We start from the raw sequence: 14,463 nt of genomic DNA on the forward strand, positions 1-14,463 counted from the left end.
ATCAGTCGTCTGACTCTACTTCGCTACTGGATGCAGTGCCTTCGGCCTCGTACGGGATGAGGTCATGGACGATCGCGTCGCCGGTGGCCGAGTCGAACAGGTGGACGTTCCGTCGGTCGATGACGACCCCGATCTCGTCGTCCTCTTCGAGGTCCGAGTCGGGATCGATGCTCATCAGCAACTGGTCGTTCGTCGCCAGTTCCTGAGACATCGACGTTTCGCCGTCGCCCAGCAGCAGGTAGGCGAATATCTCGTCACCCATCGGTTCGAGAATGTCGGTCGTCGCCGTAATCATTCCCGACGGGTCGGGGACCTCTGACTTGAATTCGCCCGGGTAGATGTCCTCCGGGCGGATGCCGAGTGTCACGTCGTCACCGACTCCGACGCCTTCAATGGACGACGGATTGAATTCGAGGGAGAAGTTCGGCGTCTCAAGTGTGGTCTCGGTGACTGTCCCCTCGACGAAGTTCATCGACGGCGAGCCGATGAACCCGGCGACAAAGAGGTTGTCCGGCTCGTTGTAACAGGTCAGCGGCGGGTCGATCTGCTGGAGCTGCCCCGAATCGAGGACGGCGATGCGGTCGGATAGCGTCATCGCCTCCTCCTGGTCGTGGGTCACGTAGATGATCGTCGTGTCCAGTTCCTTGTGCAGGCGCTGAAGCTCCGTCCGCATATGGACCTTGAGCTTCGCGTCGAGGTTCGCCAGCGGCTCATCCATCAGGAACACGTCGGGCTCGCGCACGATAGCGCGGGCGATGGCGACGCGCTGGCGCTGCCCGCCGGACATCTCTTCGGGCATCCGGTTGAGCATCCCCTCTAGCTGGACGATGTCGGCGGCCCGCTCGACGCGGCGGTCGATCTCGTCCTGCGGGTAGTCCCGCAGTCGGAGGCCAAAGGAGATGTTGTCGTACACGTCCATGTGCGGGAACAGCGCGATGTTCTGGAACACCATCGCAATGCCGCGGTCCTTCGGCGGGAGGTTCGTCACCTCGCGGTCGCCGATATATATCTCGCCCTCGGTTGGGATGGTGAGCCCGGCGATGGTCTCCATCGTCGTCGACTTCCCGCAGCCCGAGGGGCCGACAAAACAGATGAACTCGCCGTGGTCGATGTCGAGGTTCATGTCGTCGACCGCGGTGACCACGTCACCCTGGTCGTCGTAGCGCTTCGTTACGTGTTCGAGTCGTACTCTTGCCATTGTGTTACTCCTTGAGTGCGCCTGAGGTCAGTCCGCTGACGATGCGTTCCTGTGCGACGATCACGAGGATGACGACGGGGAGAACCCCGACGATGCTCGCGGCCGCCATGAGGTTGAACTGCGTCGTGTACTGGGTCTGGTAGCTGAGAATCCCGCCGACGATAGGCGACCACTTGGCCGCCTCCGGCGAGGTCGCCATGATCGAGCTGAAGAAGTACTCGTTGTAGACGGCGATGAACGTCAGCACGGCCGCGGTCGCCACGCCCGGCGCAGACAGCGGCATGATGACCCGGAACAGCGCGCCCAGTCGCGTCGTTCCTTCGACCCGTGCGGCGTCCTCCAGCCCGTCGGGAATCTGGCCGTAGAACGTCGTCAGGATGAAGATAGACAGCGGCATGAACAGCGCACTGAACGGCAGCACCATCGATCCCGGGGTGTTCAGCATCCGCGGTGGGGTAAACAGCGGGATGGACGTGAACGGTATCGTGATCGGGGCGTTGCCGGCAAAGGCCTGGAACAGCGGAATGACGAACGCGGCCGGCGGGAAGTAGCTGATCGCCAGAATACCGAGCATCAGCAGTGCGCGGCCGGGGAACCGAAGTCGGCCGAACACGTAGCCGGCGAGGCTGGCGACGAACAGCACGATGACCGTCGTCGTGACCGCCAGCGCGAAGCTGTTCAGCATGTACAGGTGGAACGGCACCTGTTCGAAGACCGTGACGAACGCGCCCGGGTTGAAGCCCTTCGGAACCGGTAGCGGGAACGTCCCGCTAACGCCGAAGAGGTCCACGGTCGGGAGGAAACTGCCCGAGAGCAGGTTCCCCTCGGGGGTCACCGCCAGCACGATGAGCCAGTAGAAGGGGAACAGCGTCGTCACCAGGAAAAACACCATCGCCGCGTAGAACAGCGCCCGGTACACTTTTTCCGGGTCCTGGATGGCGCTCTGGGTCCAGCGCTGTAGCGGTCCGTCGCTCGACTGCTCCTGGGTGTCGGTTGGCGTTGCCATGTTAGATCGCGTCCTCCCCTTGCCAGACGATGAGTCCCATTACGACCGTCCCGATGATGGCGGCCGTCACGAACGCGATGGCCGCGGACGTCCCCTCACGGGTGGTGAACGTCGCGACGACCATACACGACAGCGACGGCACGACGGTACAGCTCGACACCGTGTCGATGATGCCGTACACCCGCATCGCCTGCACCGACCGGAACAGCACGGCAACGCCGATAGTCGGCAGGATGAGCGGGAACGTGATGAGCTTGAACTGCTGCCACTTCGTCGCGCCGGCGACCTTCGCCACGTCGTACAGGCCCCGGTCGATGCTCTGCAGCCCCGCCAGAATGAGCAGGGCCATGAACGCCGACGTCTTCCAGATGTCGGCGACGATGATGATAAACGTCGCACTTGCCGTGTCGTTCAGCGTGTTCGTCGGCGCGAGCAGCCCGAGGTCGGCAAGCGGTGGCGTCAGGAACCCGACGTTCGAGTTGAACATCAGGAAGAAGATCATCCCCTGAATGACGATTGGGACGGCCCACGGGATGATGATAGCCGCGCGAATCCACCGCCGACCGTAGAAGTCCTGGTCGAGGATGAGCGCCTGTCCGAGGCCGATGAGCGTCTCGAACAGCACACTCACGACGGCGAAGATTATCGTGACGACCAGTGCGCTGTTCAGCAGTGCACTCGTGCCAAACCCTTCGGGAAGGAACGTCGTTCCGCCCGGCAGGTACCGGTTCTTCTCGCCGGTGAACAGCTCGACGTAGTTCCCAGCGCCGACGAAAGTCGTGCTCGAAAAGTCCGCCGAGAGCGCGAACAGCGACAGCTCGAAGGTGCGCAACAGCGGGTACAGCGCGACGATGCCCAGAAGGACGAACACGGGCACCAACAGCAGATACGCGTACTGCGTGTCGCTGAGGTTCTCCATCCAGCGCATCACGCTGACGAGTGCCCCCGAGCGTCTGGATTCACGGCCGGTTTCTGTACTCATTCGGTTACCTCCGTCCGTCGTTTGAATGTGTCATGGTAAATAATCACAGGGGTGGTTTTGTAACGGTTGCCCGTGGCTTCAGGACTGCTCGGTCTCTTCCAGTGCGGACTCTAGCGTCGCCATCGCGTCGGCCGAGGAGGCTTCCTGCCCGACTGCGCGGTTCGCCTGCTGTGCGATTTTGCTGGACTGATCGCTCCAGACAGCCGTCACTGGGCGCGGCATCGTGTTGTTACCAGCGACCTGCAGCGTGTCCATGTACCGGCCAACGACGGGCACGTTCTGGGCCTCGCTGGAGTTGAACAGTTCAGGCCGCGGCGGCAGCCACCCCTGGACGGACAGCAGCGTGAGCTGGAAGTCCGGCTCCATGGCGGCGCGAATGACCTGTGTCACGGCGTCTAAGTCCTCGCTGTTGGGGTTGACCGTCATGTGCCAGCCACCGAGGGCGGCCGTGGTACCGCCCGTACCGGGCTGTGCCGCATCGCTCTCGGAGACGGCGTACGGAATCGGCATCGCGCCGAGGTTCTCGCCGAGCGCCGGGTCCTCGGTCTCCTCCGGGTTGCGGCCGCCGAGCGCCAGCGAGTAGGGCCAGTTCCGGTGGAAGACGGCGTTGCCGTTGACGAACGGCGCGCGAGCGTCTTCCTCCTTCCAGCCGAGGATTTCGGTCGGGGTGAAGCCGCCGCCGTAGCCCTCGAACTGCCCGTCGAACTCCTCGTCGTGGACGAACTTCCGCATCATGTTGAGGGAGTTGATGACTTCGGTGTTGTTGACCGTGATCGGCCGCTCGCCGATAGGCCCGAAGAGGTTGTCGCGGCCGCCGAAGTACGCGCCGCCCCACGAGGACATGACCTCGTTGAACGTACAGCAGGAGGTCCCCTCGTAGATGTCCCACTGGGTAGTAAAGCCGTACTCGACATCGGCGTTGTCGTAGGTGTCCGCGGCGATGTTCGACCACTCCTCCCACGTCATCGGCTCGGTCGCCCAGTTGTTCTCTTCGGGGCTGTAGCCGGCCTCCTCGACGAGGTCCTTGCGGTACTGCATCGTCGGGAAGTCCGGGAACACCGGGACACCGAACAGGTCACCGTTGCTCGGATTCCGGGCCGTGTCCGTAAACGCCGAGAAGTAGTTGTCCGACACGTCCGAGAGGAGTTCCTCCGGCAGCGTCTGCGAGAGGTTCTGGAGCTGTCCCCGCTGGATGAAGATGTTCGTCCAGCCGTTGTCCATCAGGAACATATCCGGGTTCGTCTCGCCGGCCGAGAGCAGTCGGTTGTAGTTCGACCGGGCCGCACCGGTGTCCTGGTCGCGCGGGACGAACTCTATCTCGATGTCGTCCGACAGGCCGTTGTCGTGCAGTGCCTGCTTGATTGCGTCGCCGTTGTTCTGGACGGCCACCGGGTCGAAGCCCCACTGGACCGTCGTCGTCTCGCCGCTGCTACCGTCGCCAGTCGAACCACCGTCACTGCCGTCACCGCTACCGCCGTCACCGCCACCACCAACGAAGTCCGCACAGCCTGCCAGTCCACCGACAACACCTGCTGCTCCGGCGGCACGGACAAACCGTCGCCGGGAGACGCCTGTCGAGTTCCGCTCGCCGCTTGTGCCATTGTCCGACATATCTATTCTGAGCTATCCCGGACACACCTTAAAGGTTGTCCATAATTAACCACAGGTGTTGTTAATTGTCGGCCTCAGCCCGGCAATCGTGATATATCATTGACCAGTAGGGTTCGTATAAATCTTTCAGTATATATACGCAGGGATAGGTCAAACAGCTGTTTGCCACACAGAGGTGCTCAAACGCGCAAACTGAGGGAGAGTTTACTGGTCCCGAAAAAACGGCGTCTGTGTCACTCGTACGTGACGTCCGTAATTGTAATCTCGGTCGCTTCGATTTCCTCGATGACGGCCCCCCAGCCACCGACCTCGTACGTCCCGTCGTCGGTGACCAGCGTCGCACTGATTCGACCGGCCAGTTGTGCCAGTGGGACGGGGTCCTTCCGACCGATGCTACTCCCGGTGTAGTCGATGTCGGTAACGCGCCCTGTCAGCTCGACCGACTCCTTCGTTTCCGTGTCGTACCCCTCAATGACGGCCTCGATAGTCGCATCTTCGTTCAGCAGCGGTTCGATATCCCGGACTGCGTGGCGGAGGTCGACGTACGTCGTCGGTGTTTCCGGCGTCCGTTCGGTGTACAGCGTGTCCCAGATCTCCCAGAGACAGGTCAGGAAGAACCAGTGGAAGACGTAGGTGTGGGTCCGGTCCTTGACGAGCACGCCGTACTCGTTGACTGAGTCGTGGTGAGGCGCAAAACACGTCCAGGTCCGGTCGACCAGCACGAAAAACGGAGCTGGAATTTCACGGTTTCGAGCCTCCGTACAGGTCCCTTCGATGTCGGAAAGCGGCGGTACTTCCTCGCCAGGACCCGTACAGATGCTGAGTTTGATGTTCACGCCGCGGTCGTGGGCGGCAATGAGTTCCTCACGAACCGCGTAGAACTGCTCCGGGTCCACACCGACCTGAATCTGGTTTTCGGCCGCTTCGATGAGCTCCCGGGCTCGGCTGACGACCGTTTCGAACCGCTTGACGATACTGACCTCGTGGTCTGATATCTCGGGCTGGTTCCAGCGTTCCTCGATCGTCTCTGCCGCGTCGAGGTACTTGCTCGACCGGGACCGCAGGTCCTCAAGCACTACGTCCGGGTTGCGGGCGCGGGCGGTCAGGCTATCCTGCTGGAACGTCTCGATATACCCCTTCGTCTCCAGGTCCCGGAGCACGTCGTAGATCCGCGGGTCCGGAACGTCACAGGAGTCCGCGATGTCGGTCGCCGATGCGGTCCCCAGCCCAAGCAACGCCACGTAGGCCTCCGCCTGATACGGGGAGAGACCGGCATCTTCGAGGACATCGGTTAGTTCGCTGTCGTCCATGTGTGTACAGGGAAACTGAGTACGCAGTTAACGTGCATGGTTATCTATCGAGGTCCACAGGTCAGTCCTTGCCCTCGACCGGCCACTGTGGCTGTTTCGGAGCCTCGATTCGGGCGCACTCCTCGTCAGTTAACTCGATGTCGAGTGCCTCGACGTTCTCCTCCAGATGGCCCATGGTCCGCGGGCCGATAATCGGCGCGTCGACGACGTCCTGATGGCAGAGCCACGCCAGGCTGACCTGTGCCGGTGTCGCGCCCTTCGCGTCGGCAATCGCCCGCACCTCGTCGAGGACCGCCCAGTTCTCGTCGCTGAACCGGTTTGCTGTGTACTCGTCCGTGCTTGCTCGGCCCTCGGAGAGGTCGTCGTCGCGTTCATACTTCCCGGCCAGGAAGCCGCCGGCCAGCGGCGACCACGGGATGACGCCGACCCCTTCCATCTCACACACCGGCAAGAGGTTCGCCTCCTCGTGGCGGTCGACGGCGTTGTACTCCGGCTGCATCGAGACGAACCGCTCGTACCCCTCGATGTCCGCCGTGTACAGCGCCTTCTGGAACTGCCAGTTGGCCATCGTGCTCGCGCCGATATAGCGGACCAGCCCCTCGTCGACGAGATACGTCAGCGCGTCCAGCGTCTCCTCGATGGGCGTGTCGTCGTCCCACCGGTGGATCTGATAGAGGTCCAGATAGTCGACGCCGAGGCGGTCCAGGGTGGCGTGACACTGATCGATGATGTGTTTCTTCGAGAGCCCGCTGCCGTTCGGGCCGTCGTGCATATCGAAGTATACCTTCGAGGCTATGACCAGTTCGCCGCGGCGAGCGGAGTCGATTGCACTGCCCAGAATCCGCTCGCTCTCCCCGTTCGAGTAGGCGTTGGCAGTATCGAAGAAGTTGATACCGAGATCGAGCGCCCGTTCGAGTATCCGGCGGCTCTCAGCCTCGTCGTTCAGCATCCAGGGCTCCGCGCTCCCGAAGTTCATCGTTCCGAGACAGAGTTGGGACACGTCGAGCCCTGTCGACCCGAGCGTGGTGTATGTCACCGGCGAATCACTCATGCCACTTTGTACCACAGCTGTTGTTAAAGAATTTTGGGACTGCATACCGATGTCCGAACATGAGCCGGGAGTCCGCACCGAAGGAAACAGATCCGATGGACGCACTCAGAACGCTCAGCGACGAGTCGCACACCGGAGAGAACAGATGCTGGCCGTGTACTGTCCTGAATCTGGGGCTCGTTGGAATCGGTGTTGTGTTCCTTCGCGCACGCAACCGCCCGCGGGCGAGCCTGCTGGTCGCCGTTGTCGGCGTCGCAGTGGTCTACCTTCGGGGGTATCTGGTTCCGTACACGCCCGAATTTGCCCCGCGGCTGGTGGCAGCGTCACCGGTCCCGGACGAGTGGTTCCACGGAAAGCCATCGCACAGAGAGTCATCCCGACAAGATGTGACTCGCCAGGAAAGCGAATCGCTGGCCGACGACGTGGGGATGGACGGCGAGACCGTTCTCCGGGAGCTATCGGCGGCTGGCGTCATCGAAGTCGAGGGAGCGCAACTGTTTCTCGCGACGGCCATCGACTCGGCGTGGCACGAGCGAATGGACGAACTGGCCGACCGCTCGCTCGATTCGCTTTCGACGGCGCTGCAGGCGTCGCTCCCGCGAGTCGACTACACAGAACCGTACGCCGACGACGCGGAGTGGGTCGCACTCGGCTCCGACCACAAGCAGCTCCTTCCTCGACCGGTCGTCGTCGCCGAGCTCGCGGCGTACGAGGTCCTCGGCGAACGTCTCGACGACGAGCGGCTCAGAGTCGCTGGCGCGGAAGCCTTCCGGATGTTTCTCGACAGGTGTCCGGTCTGTGGCGCCGAACTGGTCGAGTCGTCGTCGGTGTCGTGTTGTGGCGGCCATCTGGGACCACGGCAGGACCCCGACGAGACGCTCGTCTGTCCGACCTGCGAGCAGCGCCTCTACACCTTTGAAGTGAGCGACAACTGAAACGAGGTACAGGAACGGCCGAATCGGTGTCTGGTCCGGGATTCGAGACGCTAGCCGGGTTCTGTTCGGAGAGACGATGGACGGGAACGGTGGGAGAGTCCCGCCTGTACCGCTGGTGCGTGCGGTCCCGCGGACAACCATGCTCCGTGAGACGGTTGACGTCGGCCGGGTCGGAGTGGTGGGGAACATTGGTGACCCAACGGTGGTCCCACCTGGTCCCGGACGGCAGGGGGAGTGAAACCCAGCCGCTAGAAATATACAACTGATGTTGTAAATAAATTTTCGGTAAGTGAAGAACACTGCCTATTAAATCCTCGCACACGGAGATGGTGGTATGAAGAATATCGACGACCTCGTCGACAGCGCGTCCGACCTGGCACAGCGTGGCCTCTCTAAGGGCGAGATCGCTGACGAGCTCAACGTCTCCCGCGAGACGGCGAGTTGGCTTGTCGAACGCAGCGGCACCGGCACGGAACCGGAGACGAGCGACGACGGCGGTCCCCACGACATCCACGTCGACTGGTCCGCCGTCGGGCGGGACAGCAACCGGCTGTACCACGCGGGGGCGGCGATGGCGGACCTGCTCTCGAAGAAAGGCGACGACGTGGACCTCACCATCGGCATCGAGAAGGCCGGCGCACCGCTTGCGACGACTGTTGCCCGGGAACTGGAAACCGACCTCGGGACGTACGCCCCGACGAAACACCAGTGGGACGACGACGAGAGCGAGACCAGTGACGGTTCGTTCTCCCGGAACTTCGCGCAGATCCGGGACCGCGACTGCTACGTCGTCGACGACACTATCACGAGCGGCAAGACGATGGGCGAAACCATCGACGCGATCCACGAACAGGGCGGCAACCCCGTGGCCTGCGTCGTGCTGGCTGACAAGCGCGGCGTCGGCGACATCCGCGGCGTCCCGGTGTACTCCCTGCTGCAGGTCATCCGAGTCGGCAGCGACGGCGACTCGTAACAATCCTGACGGACTGAGCGGAGCGCGTGTTACGTCGAGCGGCCGTCGAAGCACCTGAATCAGTGTGGCCGCGCGAGAGACTATCCTTTTATTCGTGCCGTGCGTAATCCGCGGCATGACTGTACTGTCGTTCGACGAACAGGGCGTAGATGTCGTCTACGAGGGGACGGAGTTCCGCCTCGAAAAGGCCCTCATCGAGGACGCCATCCAGAAGTCGTATCCCGACGTGACCGATCACGAAGTGCTGCAGATGGTCGAGCCGGAACCCGCGCTATCGGGAGAACCCCAGCGTATCGCCGAGATCGTGAACTGAAGCGGAGATAGTTCCTTTCTGGGCGATAGACCCCTCGTGGGAGATAACCTCGATAAAGAACCCATACCCCGTTTTTAGGCGTTTATGGCCCCGAATATGCGCTAATTAAGCATCCGAGCAGTAGGCATTTAAGCCGTCAGCGCACACTGGGAGATAATGTCAGACCCACGTATCGCCGGGGCCAGCGTGACACATTTCGGGAAACACCCCGAGCGAACCGGCCGAGACCTGTTCGCCGAGGCCGGACTCGAAGCGCTATCGCAATCCGGAATCGACCCGGACGACGCTGAAGCCCTCTATTACGGCAACTTCATGGGAGAGCTCGCGGAACACCAGGGCCATCAGGGCCCGCTTATGGCCGAGGCCATTGGCCTGGACGTTCCGGCGACCCGCGTCGAAGCGGCCTGTGCATCAGCCGGTACGGCCGTTCGTGAAGCCGTCAAGACGATCCGGAACGGCGAAGCGGAGGTCGTCGTCGTCGGCGGCGCAGAGCGGATGACTAATATCGGGACGGCGGCGGCGACGGACGCGCTCGCTATCGCCGCCGACGACCTCTACGAGGTCCGCGCCGGGATGACCTTCCCCGGGGCGTACGCGCTGATGGCCCGGTCGTACTTCGACCAGTACGGCGGCTCCCACGAGGACCTCGCTCACATCGCCGCCAAGAACCACGAGCACGCGCTGGTCAACGAGCACGCCCAGATTCAGCAGGAAATCACGGTCGAGGACGCGATGGAGGCCCCGACGATTGCGGACCCGCTGGGCCTCTATGACTCCTGTCCGATTACTGACGGGGCCGCGGCTGCCGTCCTGACGACGGAGGCCTACGCTGAGGAACACGACCTGGACGCCCCAGTCGCCATCACCGGCACCGGACAGGGCGGCGACAATCTCGCACTGCAGGACCGCCCGCATCTGGCACAGACCCCCGCCGCCGACAAGGCCGCCGAAGAGGCCTATGGGGACGCCGGCGTCGGTCCAGACGACGTCGACTTCGCCGAAGTCCACGACTGTTTCACTATCGCGGAAGTACTCGCAATCGAATCGCTGGGCTTCTACGAGCGCGGTGAGGGCATCGCCGCGGCGCGCAACGGGGAGACGACCCGTGACGGCGACCTCCCGATAAACCTCTCTGGCGGGCTGAAAGCCAAAGGTCACCCGGTCGGCGCGACCGGTGTCGCCCAGTTGGCGACCGTTGCCTGGCTCCTCGACGGGTCGCACCCGCGGGCCGACGCCGTCCCGGACAGCACCGTCGGCGTCGCGCACAACGCGGGCGGTACAGTCGCGTCTACGACCGTCCACGTCATGGAGGTGCAAGAATGACCGAATCCGCACGAGACGGCGAGTACGACGAGTGGCTCGACAGCATCGAATCGGACGACGGTTATTACCTCGAATGTTCGAACGGCCACGGCTGGCTGCCGCCCCGGCGGGTGTGCCCGCGCTGTCACGACCAGGAACTCTCGGCGGTCGATCTGCCAGAATCCGGCGAAATCGCGAGCCACACGACGATTACCGTCCCGACGCCGCAGTTCGAGGACGACGCGCCCTACGTCACCGCCATCGCCGACTTCGGACCGGTGTCGGTCACGGGACTCGTCCGTGACGTGGACCCGGACGACGTTGCCATCGGCGACGTGGTCGGTATCGACGTCGGCGAGCGCGTGACGACCGGCGACAGAGCCGTCGTGTTCCGGCCGCGCTAGAACTCAGTTCTCGACCGTTACCGACGTCACTCTGTCGCGGACCACGTCGACGAACTCACCGGGGTGTTCGACGTGGGGCAGGAGCAGCGAGTCACCGAACACGACGAGCATCGCGTCCGCCTGTTCGGCCAGGTCGCGACCCTCCGACAGCGGCGTGATGTCGGCGTCCTCGCCCCAGACCAGCGTCACGGGCACGTCGAGGCCGGCCAGCGTTTCACCAAGGTCGTCCTCCGGGTCGAGGAAGCCGGAGACGAACGACGCCGGTGCGAACCGCGCGCCGGGCTGGTGGCCGCTCTGCCACTCGTAGTCGACGACGTCCTCGGTGAGATTATCCATGTCGTAGTAGCCGTGGTCGGCGTGGAAGTGCCGGATGGAGGGTTTCGAGACGGTAAGGTTGTAGATGGCCTCGCCGATGACCGGCGCGCGGAGCAGCGAGCGGAGCCAGACGGTACGATTACCCATCGAACTGTCCGTCGGGCAGATGAGGACGAGTTCCTTGACGTCGACTTCCTGTGCCGCGCTGGCGGCGTAGGCCCCGGTCAGTGACGACGCGACGACGGTCGCATCGGTGGTGTTGTCCTCGATGAAATCGCGCACGAAGGCCGTGTACAGCGACGCCGAGTACAGCAGCGGCGGCCGGTCCGTGTGCCCGAAGCCCGGCAGATCCGGCGCGATGACGTGGTAGTCCTCGGCCAGCGTGTCGAACACCGTGTGGAACTCGTGATTGCTGGCAGCGGCGTTGATGCCGTGGCACAACACGAGGTCCGGGTCCGACGGGTCCCCGGCTTCAGTGTACGCAATATCGAACCCGCGCCAGCGGTACGTCCCCTGTTCCCCGTCGAGCATCGGTTCGAACGCGCCGGCCCGCGACTGCAGCACGCGGTTGGCAGCGGCTGTCGCGCCGACCGCACCAACGACCGCCCCGAGCGCCTTGCGGAGTCTCATACTGATATCTTGGGGCCCGGAGTGTGTTATACATGCTGGACGAGCATCAGGTGTCGATTGCCCGAGAGCTTTCTCAGTCCGGTGGGTGCCAGCCTCGTACTCAGGCCCCGTCGCGACGCTCGTCGAGACACGCACGGAGCGGCGCGAGGACCTCGTCGACGACGGTGTACGGGTCGGTGTTTCGCTCGATAACGGCATCGACGTACTGCTCGATGCCGCCGCGGCGGTCGAGTTCGTCGACCAGTAGTTCGTTGGCGTCCTCCCGAAGCAGGGTCCGAATCTCGGCGGCGAAGCGCTCCCGCGCCTGGCCCTCTCGGCGGCCGGTTCGGTCCAGGTAGTCCCCATGGTTGGCCAGCGCATCTAGGAAATCTTCGACGCCCTCGCCCCGATTGGCGACTGTCTCCACGATGGGGGGGTTCCACGTTTCCGACCCGTCGTCCTCGTCATCGGAGTCGTCGTCGGACGCGTCGCCGTGGTCACCGGCGAGTTCGGTCGGGCCGTGATGGCCGGAGTCCGGCCGTCCGCTCCGCCCCTGCAGCATCTCCCGGAGTTGCTGGACCGTCCGGTCGGCCCCATCGAGGTCGGCCTTGTTGACCACGAACACGTCCCCGATTTCGAGGATGCCGGCTTTGAGCATCTGCACGTCGTCGCCGCTGCCCGGCGGGACGAGCACGGCAACGGTGTCGGCGGTGCGGACGATGTCGACCTCGTTCTGGCCTGCGCCGACCGTCTCGACGATGATCTTGTCCTTGCCGAACGCGTCCAGCGCGGTCACGGCGTCGGTCGTCGCCGTCGACAGCCCACCGAGGGAGCCACGAGCGGACATCGACCGGAAGAACATGTCCATATCGCCGGCATTCGAGGCCATCCGTATCCGGTCGCCGAGCACCGCGCCGCCGGAGAACGGCGAGGACGGGTCGATAGCGATGACGCCGACGGTCTGGCCCTGCTCGCGGTAGGTCGCTGCGACCTTGTCGACCAGCGTGGACTTGCCCGCACCGGGGCTGCCCGTGACGCCGATAACGTCGGCTGTCCCGGTGTGCTGGTGGAGGTCGGAAATTATCTCTCGGTACCCCGACGAACGGTTCTCTATCAGTGTGATGACTCTGGCGAGGGCGCTGTGCTTGCCCGCAAGCAGGTCAGCGACGAGGTCGCTCATCGCTCGGGCGCGTTCTCGTGGATGTAGTCGATCATCTCCTCCATGGACGCGCCCGGGCCGAATATCTCGTCGACGCCCTGGCCGCGGAGTTCCGCCTGATCGTCATCCGGGACGATGCCGCCGACGAGGATGAGCCGGTCATCGAACGCGTCATACTCTCTTAGCCCGTCGAGAATCTTTGGGACCAGCGTGTTGTGCGCCCCCGAGAGAATGGAGATGCCGACAACATCTACGTCCTCCTGCACAGCGGCCTGCACGACTTCGTCGGGCGCTCGATGGAGCCCTGAGTAAATCACTTCAAAGCCAGCGTCACGGAGCGCCCGCGCGATGACGTGTGCGCCCCGGTCGTGCCCGTCGAGTCCGACTTTCGCCACCAGACACCTGATGGTCCGTTCCGTCTGCTCCTGCTCGACACTCATGCCAGTACGTACCGCGCGGTGTGTTTTCATTCTTGCCCTATTCATCATGACCGATGTCGATTGCGAGTCCCCGCAGGGAACGAAATATGCTGCCGGGTCGAGTGCGGGCTCACAGACCAGAATAGGACCATTCCATAGAACGACAATTCTAAGTTCGCTGCTAGCGGCGTTTCCACCAGTGCGAACAGTCGCCGTCATCCCCGCGTACAACGAGTCGTCCACCATCGGGTCGGTGATCGACGGAACGAGCCGCTACGTCGACGAGGTGGTCGTCGTCGACGACGGGTCGTCGGACGACACCGCGGCCATCGCTCGCGAGCACGGCGCACACGTCGTCACACACGTCTTTAACACCGGCGTCGGCGGAGCCGTCAGGACGGGCTACCAGTACGCCATCCGCCACGACTACGACTTCGTCGTGCAGGTCGACGCCGACGGCCAGCACGACCCGGAGAAGATTCCGACCCTGCTTTCCCACGCCGAGGACGCGGACATGGTCATCGGCAGCCGCTACCTGAACGAGAGCATCGACGACTACCCGCTCATCAGGCGGCTGGGAATCACCTTCTTCACGACCGTCGTACGGAAGCTCGGCGGCATCGACATCACCGATGTGACGAGCGGCTTCCGCGTCTACCGCGTGTCGGCGCTACAGGACATCCTCCACCGCTCGGACAACCACTGGGCGGTCGAACAGACGCTCGACGCGGCCCAGCGCGGCCAGCGGATCGAAGAAGTATCGATAGAGATGCCGATCCGGGACGAGGGCGAGTCGCAGTTCAGCCTCGACACGCTCGTGCTCTACCCGCTACGCATGACCGACACGGTGTTTCGCGTCCTCCTCTTTCGCTAATC

General features: G+C 63.5%; 15 protein-coding genes. 6 read left to right on the top strand and 9 right to left on the bottom strand.

Annotation, left to right across the window (positions count from 1 at the left end; genetic code table 11):
- Position 1 precedes the first annotated feature (1 nt).
- The 6 genes from HAH_RS07550 to HAH_RS07575 all read right to left on the bottom strand — a co-directional run bounded on the left by HAH_RS07550 (position 2) and on the right by HAH_RS07575 (position 7,158).
- Positions 2 to 1,198 carry an ABC transporter ATP-binding protein gene (locus HAH_RS07550; protein WP_014040381.1) on the bottom strand — a complete coding sequence of 399 codons (1,197 nt, stop codon included), beginning with the start codon at positions 1,196 to 1,198 and terminating at the stop codon, positions 2 to 4.
- A gap of 4 nt (positions 1,199 to 1,202) precedes the next feature.
- Positions 1,203 to 2,204, bottom strand: coding sequence for a carbohydrate ABC transporter permease (locus tag HAH_RS07555; RefSeq protein ID WP_014040382.1), 1,002 nt, complete (start codon positions 2,202 to 2,204; stop codon positions 1,203 to 1,205).
- Position 2,205: 1 nt separating this feature from the next.
- Positions 2,206 to 3,186, bottom strand: a complete 981-nt coding sequence (locus HAH_RS07560) for a carbohydrate ABC transporter permease (RefSeq protein WP_014040383.1) — start codon at positions 3,184 to 3,186, stop codon at positions 2,206 to 2,208.
- 78 nt (positions 3,187 to 3,264) lie between these two features.
- Positions 3,265 to 4,797 (bottom strand): extracellular solute-binding protein, encoded by a 1,533-nt coding sequence (locus HAH_RS07565; protein ID WP_014040384.1) that lies wholly within the window; start codon positions 4,795 to 4,797, stop codon positions 3,265 to 3,267.
- Positions 4,798 to 5,030: 233 nt separating this feature from the next.
- The gene (locus HAH_RS07570; RefSeq protein WP_014040385.1) at positions 5,031 to 6,107 is read right to left on the bottom strand and encodes a TrmB family transcriptional regulator; all 1,077 of its coding nucleotides are present in this window, start codon (positions 6,105 to 6,107) and stop codon (positions 5,031 to 5,033) included.
- Positions 6,108 to 6,168: 61 nt separating this feature from the next.
- Complete coding sequence (locus tag HAH_RS07575) at positions 6,169 to 7,158, bottom strand: aldo/keto reductase (protein WP_014040386.1); 990 nt, start codon at positions 7,156 to 7,158, stop codon at positions 6,169 to 6,171.
- Positions 7,159 to 7,217: 59 nt separating this feature from the next.
- Between HAH_RS07575 and HAH_RS07580 the strand changes: the two genes are divergently transcribed.
- The 5 genes from HAH_RS07580 (at position 7,218) to HAH_RS07600 (ending at position 11,085) form a co-directional block, all read left to right on the top strand.
- Entirely contained in the window at positions 7,218 to 8,093 is an 876-nt protein-coding gene (locus tag HAH_RS07580; protein WP_023843264.1) for a hypothetical protein, read from the top strand.
- A gap of 334 nt (positions 8,094 to 8,427) precedes the next feature.
- Positions 8,428 to 9,066, top strand: a complete 639-nt coding sequence (gene gfcR / locus HAH_RS07585; protein WP_014040388.1) for a transcriptional regulator GfcR — start codon at positions 8,428 to 8,430, stop codon at positions 9,064 to 9,066.
- A 115-nt stretch (positions 9,067 to 9,181) separates the two neighbouring features.
- Positions 9,182 to 9,379 carry a DUF5800 family protein gene (locus tag HAH_RS07590; RefSeq protein WP_008309112.1) on the top strand — a complete coding sequence of 66 codons (198 nt, stop codon included), beginning with the start codon at positions 9,182 to 9,184 and terminating at the stop codon, positions 9,377 to 9,379.
- Between the two features lie 156 nt (positions 9,380 to 9,535).
- Complete coding sequence (locus HAH_RS07595) at positions 9,536 to 10,702, top strand: thiolase domain-containing protein (RefSeq protein WP_014040389.1); 1,167 nt, start codon at positions 9,536 to 9,538, stop codon at positions 10,700 to 10,702.
- Positions 10,699 to 11,085 (top strand): Zn-ribbon domain-containing OB-fold protein, encoded by a 387-nt coding sequence (locus HAH_RS07600; RefSeq protein WP_014040390.1) that lies wholly within the window; start codon positions 10,699 to 10,701, stop codon positions 11,083 to 11,085. The genes HAH_RS07595 and HAH_RS07600 overlap by 4 nt, the downstream gene beginning before the upstream one ends.
- Positions 11,086 to 11,088: 3 nt before the next feature.
- Here HAH_RS07600 and HAH_RS07605 read toward each other — a convergent pair whose 3' ends face one another.
- The 3 genes from HAH_RS07605 to HAH_RS07615 all read right to left on the bottom strand — a co-directional run bounded on the left by HAH_RS07605 (position 11,089) and on the right by HAH_RS07615 (position 13,608).
- Positions 11,089 to 12,030 (bottom strand): alpha/beta fold hydrolase, encoded by a 942-nt coding sequence (locus HAH_RS07605; RefSeq protein ID WP_014040391.1) that lies wholly within the window; start codon positions 12,028 to 12,030, stop codon positions 11,089 to 11,091.
- A gap of 100 nt (positions 12,031 to 12,130) precedes the next feature.
- Positions 12,131 to 13,189, bottom strand: coding sequence for a methylmalonyl Co-A mutase-associated GTPase MeaB (gene meaB, locus HAH_RS07610; RefSeq protein ID WP_014040392.1), 1,059 nt, complete (start codon positions 13,187 to 13,189; stop codon positions 12,131 to 12,133).
- On the bottom strand, positions 13,186 to 13,608 hold the full coding sequence (locus tag HAH_RS07615; RefSeq protein WP_014040393.1) for a cobalamin B12-binding domain-containing protein: 423 nt from the start codon (positions 13,606 to 13,608) through the stop codon (positions 13,186 to 13,188). The genes meaB and HAH_RS07615 overlap by 4 nt, the downstream gene beginning before the upstream one ends.
- Before the next feature lie 178 nt (positions 13,609 to 13,786).
- On the opposite strand from HAH_RS07615, the gene HAH_RS07620 reads away from it, so the two are divergent.
- On the top strand, positions 13,787 to 14,461 hold the full coding sequence (locus HAH_RS07620) for a glycosyltransferase family 2 protein (protein WP_014040394.1): 675 nt from the start codon (positions 13,787 to 13,789) through the stop codon (positions 14,459 to 14,461).
- Positions 14,462 to 14,463: the final 2 nt, after the last annotated feature.

The sequence above is a fragment of the Haloarcula hispanica ATCC 33960 genome (assembly GCF_000223905.1).
Lineage (GTDB): Archaea > Halobacteriota > Halobacteria > Halobacteriales > Haloarculaceae > Haloarcula > Haloarcula hispanica.

Excerpts from the sequence above, each read along its gene's own strand:
- HAH_RS07595 (WP_014040389.1), top strand. The coding sequence starts at position 9,536 with ATGTCAGACCCACGTATCGCCGGGGCCAGCGTGACACATTTCGGGAAA.
- HAH_RS07605 (WP_014040391.1), bottom strand. The coding sequence starts at position 12,030 with ATGAGACTCCGCAAGGCGCTCGGGGCGGTCGTTGGTGCGGTCGGCGCG.
- meaB (WP_014040392.1), bottom strand. The coding sequence starts at position 13,189 with ATGAGCGACCTCGTCGCTGACCTGCTTGCGGGCAAGCACAGCGCCCTC.
- HAH_RS07560 (WP_014040383.1), bottom strand. The coding sequence starts at position 3,186 with ATGAGTACAGAAACCGGCCGTGAATCCAGACGCTCGGGGGCACTCGTC.
- HAH_RS07575 (WP_014040386.1), bottom strand. The coding sequence starts at position 7,158 with ATGAGTGATTCGCCGGTGACATACACCACGCTCGGGTCGACAGGGCTC.
- HAH_RS07555 (WP_014040382.1), bottom strand. The coding sequence starts at position 2,204 with ATGGCAACGCCAACCGACACCCAGGAGCAGTCGAGCGACGGACCGCTA.
- HAH_RS07580 (WP_023843264.1), top strand. The coding sequence starts at position 7,218 with ATGAGCCGGGAGTCCGCACCGAAGGAAACAGATCCGATGGACGCACTC.
- HAH_RS07550 (WP_014040381.1), bottom strand. The coding sequence starts at position 1,198 with ATGGCAAGAGTACGACTCGAACACGTAACGAAGCGCTACGACGACCAG.
- HAH_RS07600 (WP_014040390.1), top strand. The coding sequence starts at position 10,699 with ATGACCGAATCCGCACGAGACGGCGAGTACGACGAGTGGCTCGACAGC.
- HAH_RS07590 (WP_008309112.1), top strand. The coding sequence starts at position 9,182 with ATGACTGTACTGTCGTTCGACGAACAGGGCGTAGATGTCGTCTACGAG.
- HAH_RS07565 (WP_014040384.1), bottom strand. The coding sequence starts at position 4,797 with ATGTCGGACAATGGCACAAGCGGCGAGCGGAACTCGACAGGCGTCTCC.
- HAH_RS07615 (WP_014040393.1), bottom strand. The coding sequence starts at position 13,608 with ATGAGTGTCGAGCAGGAGCAGACGGAACGGACCATCAGGTGTCTGGTG.
- HAH_RS07570 (WP_014040385.1), bottom strand. The coding sequence starts at position 6,107 with ATGGACGACAGCGAACTAACCGATGTCCTCGAAGATGCCGGTCTCTCC.
- gfcR (WP_014040388.1), top strand. The coding sequence starts at position 8,428 with ATGAAGAATATCGACGACCTCGTCGACAGCGCGTCCGACCTGGCACAG.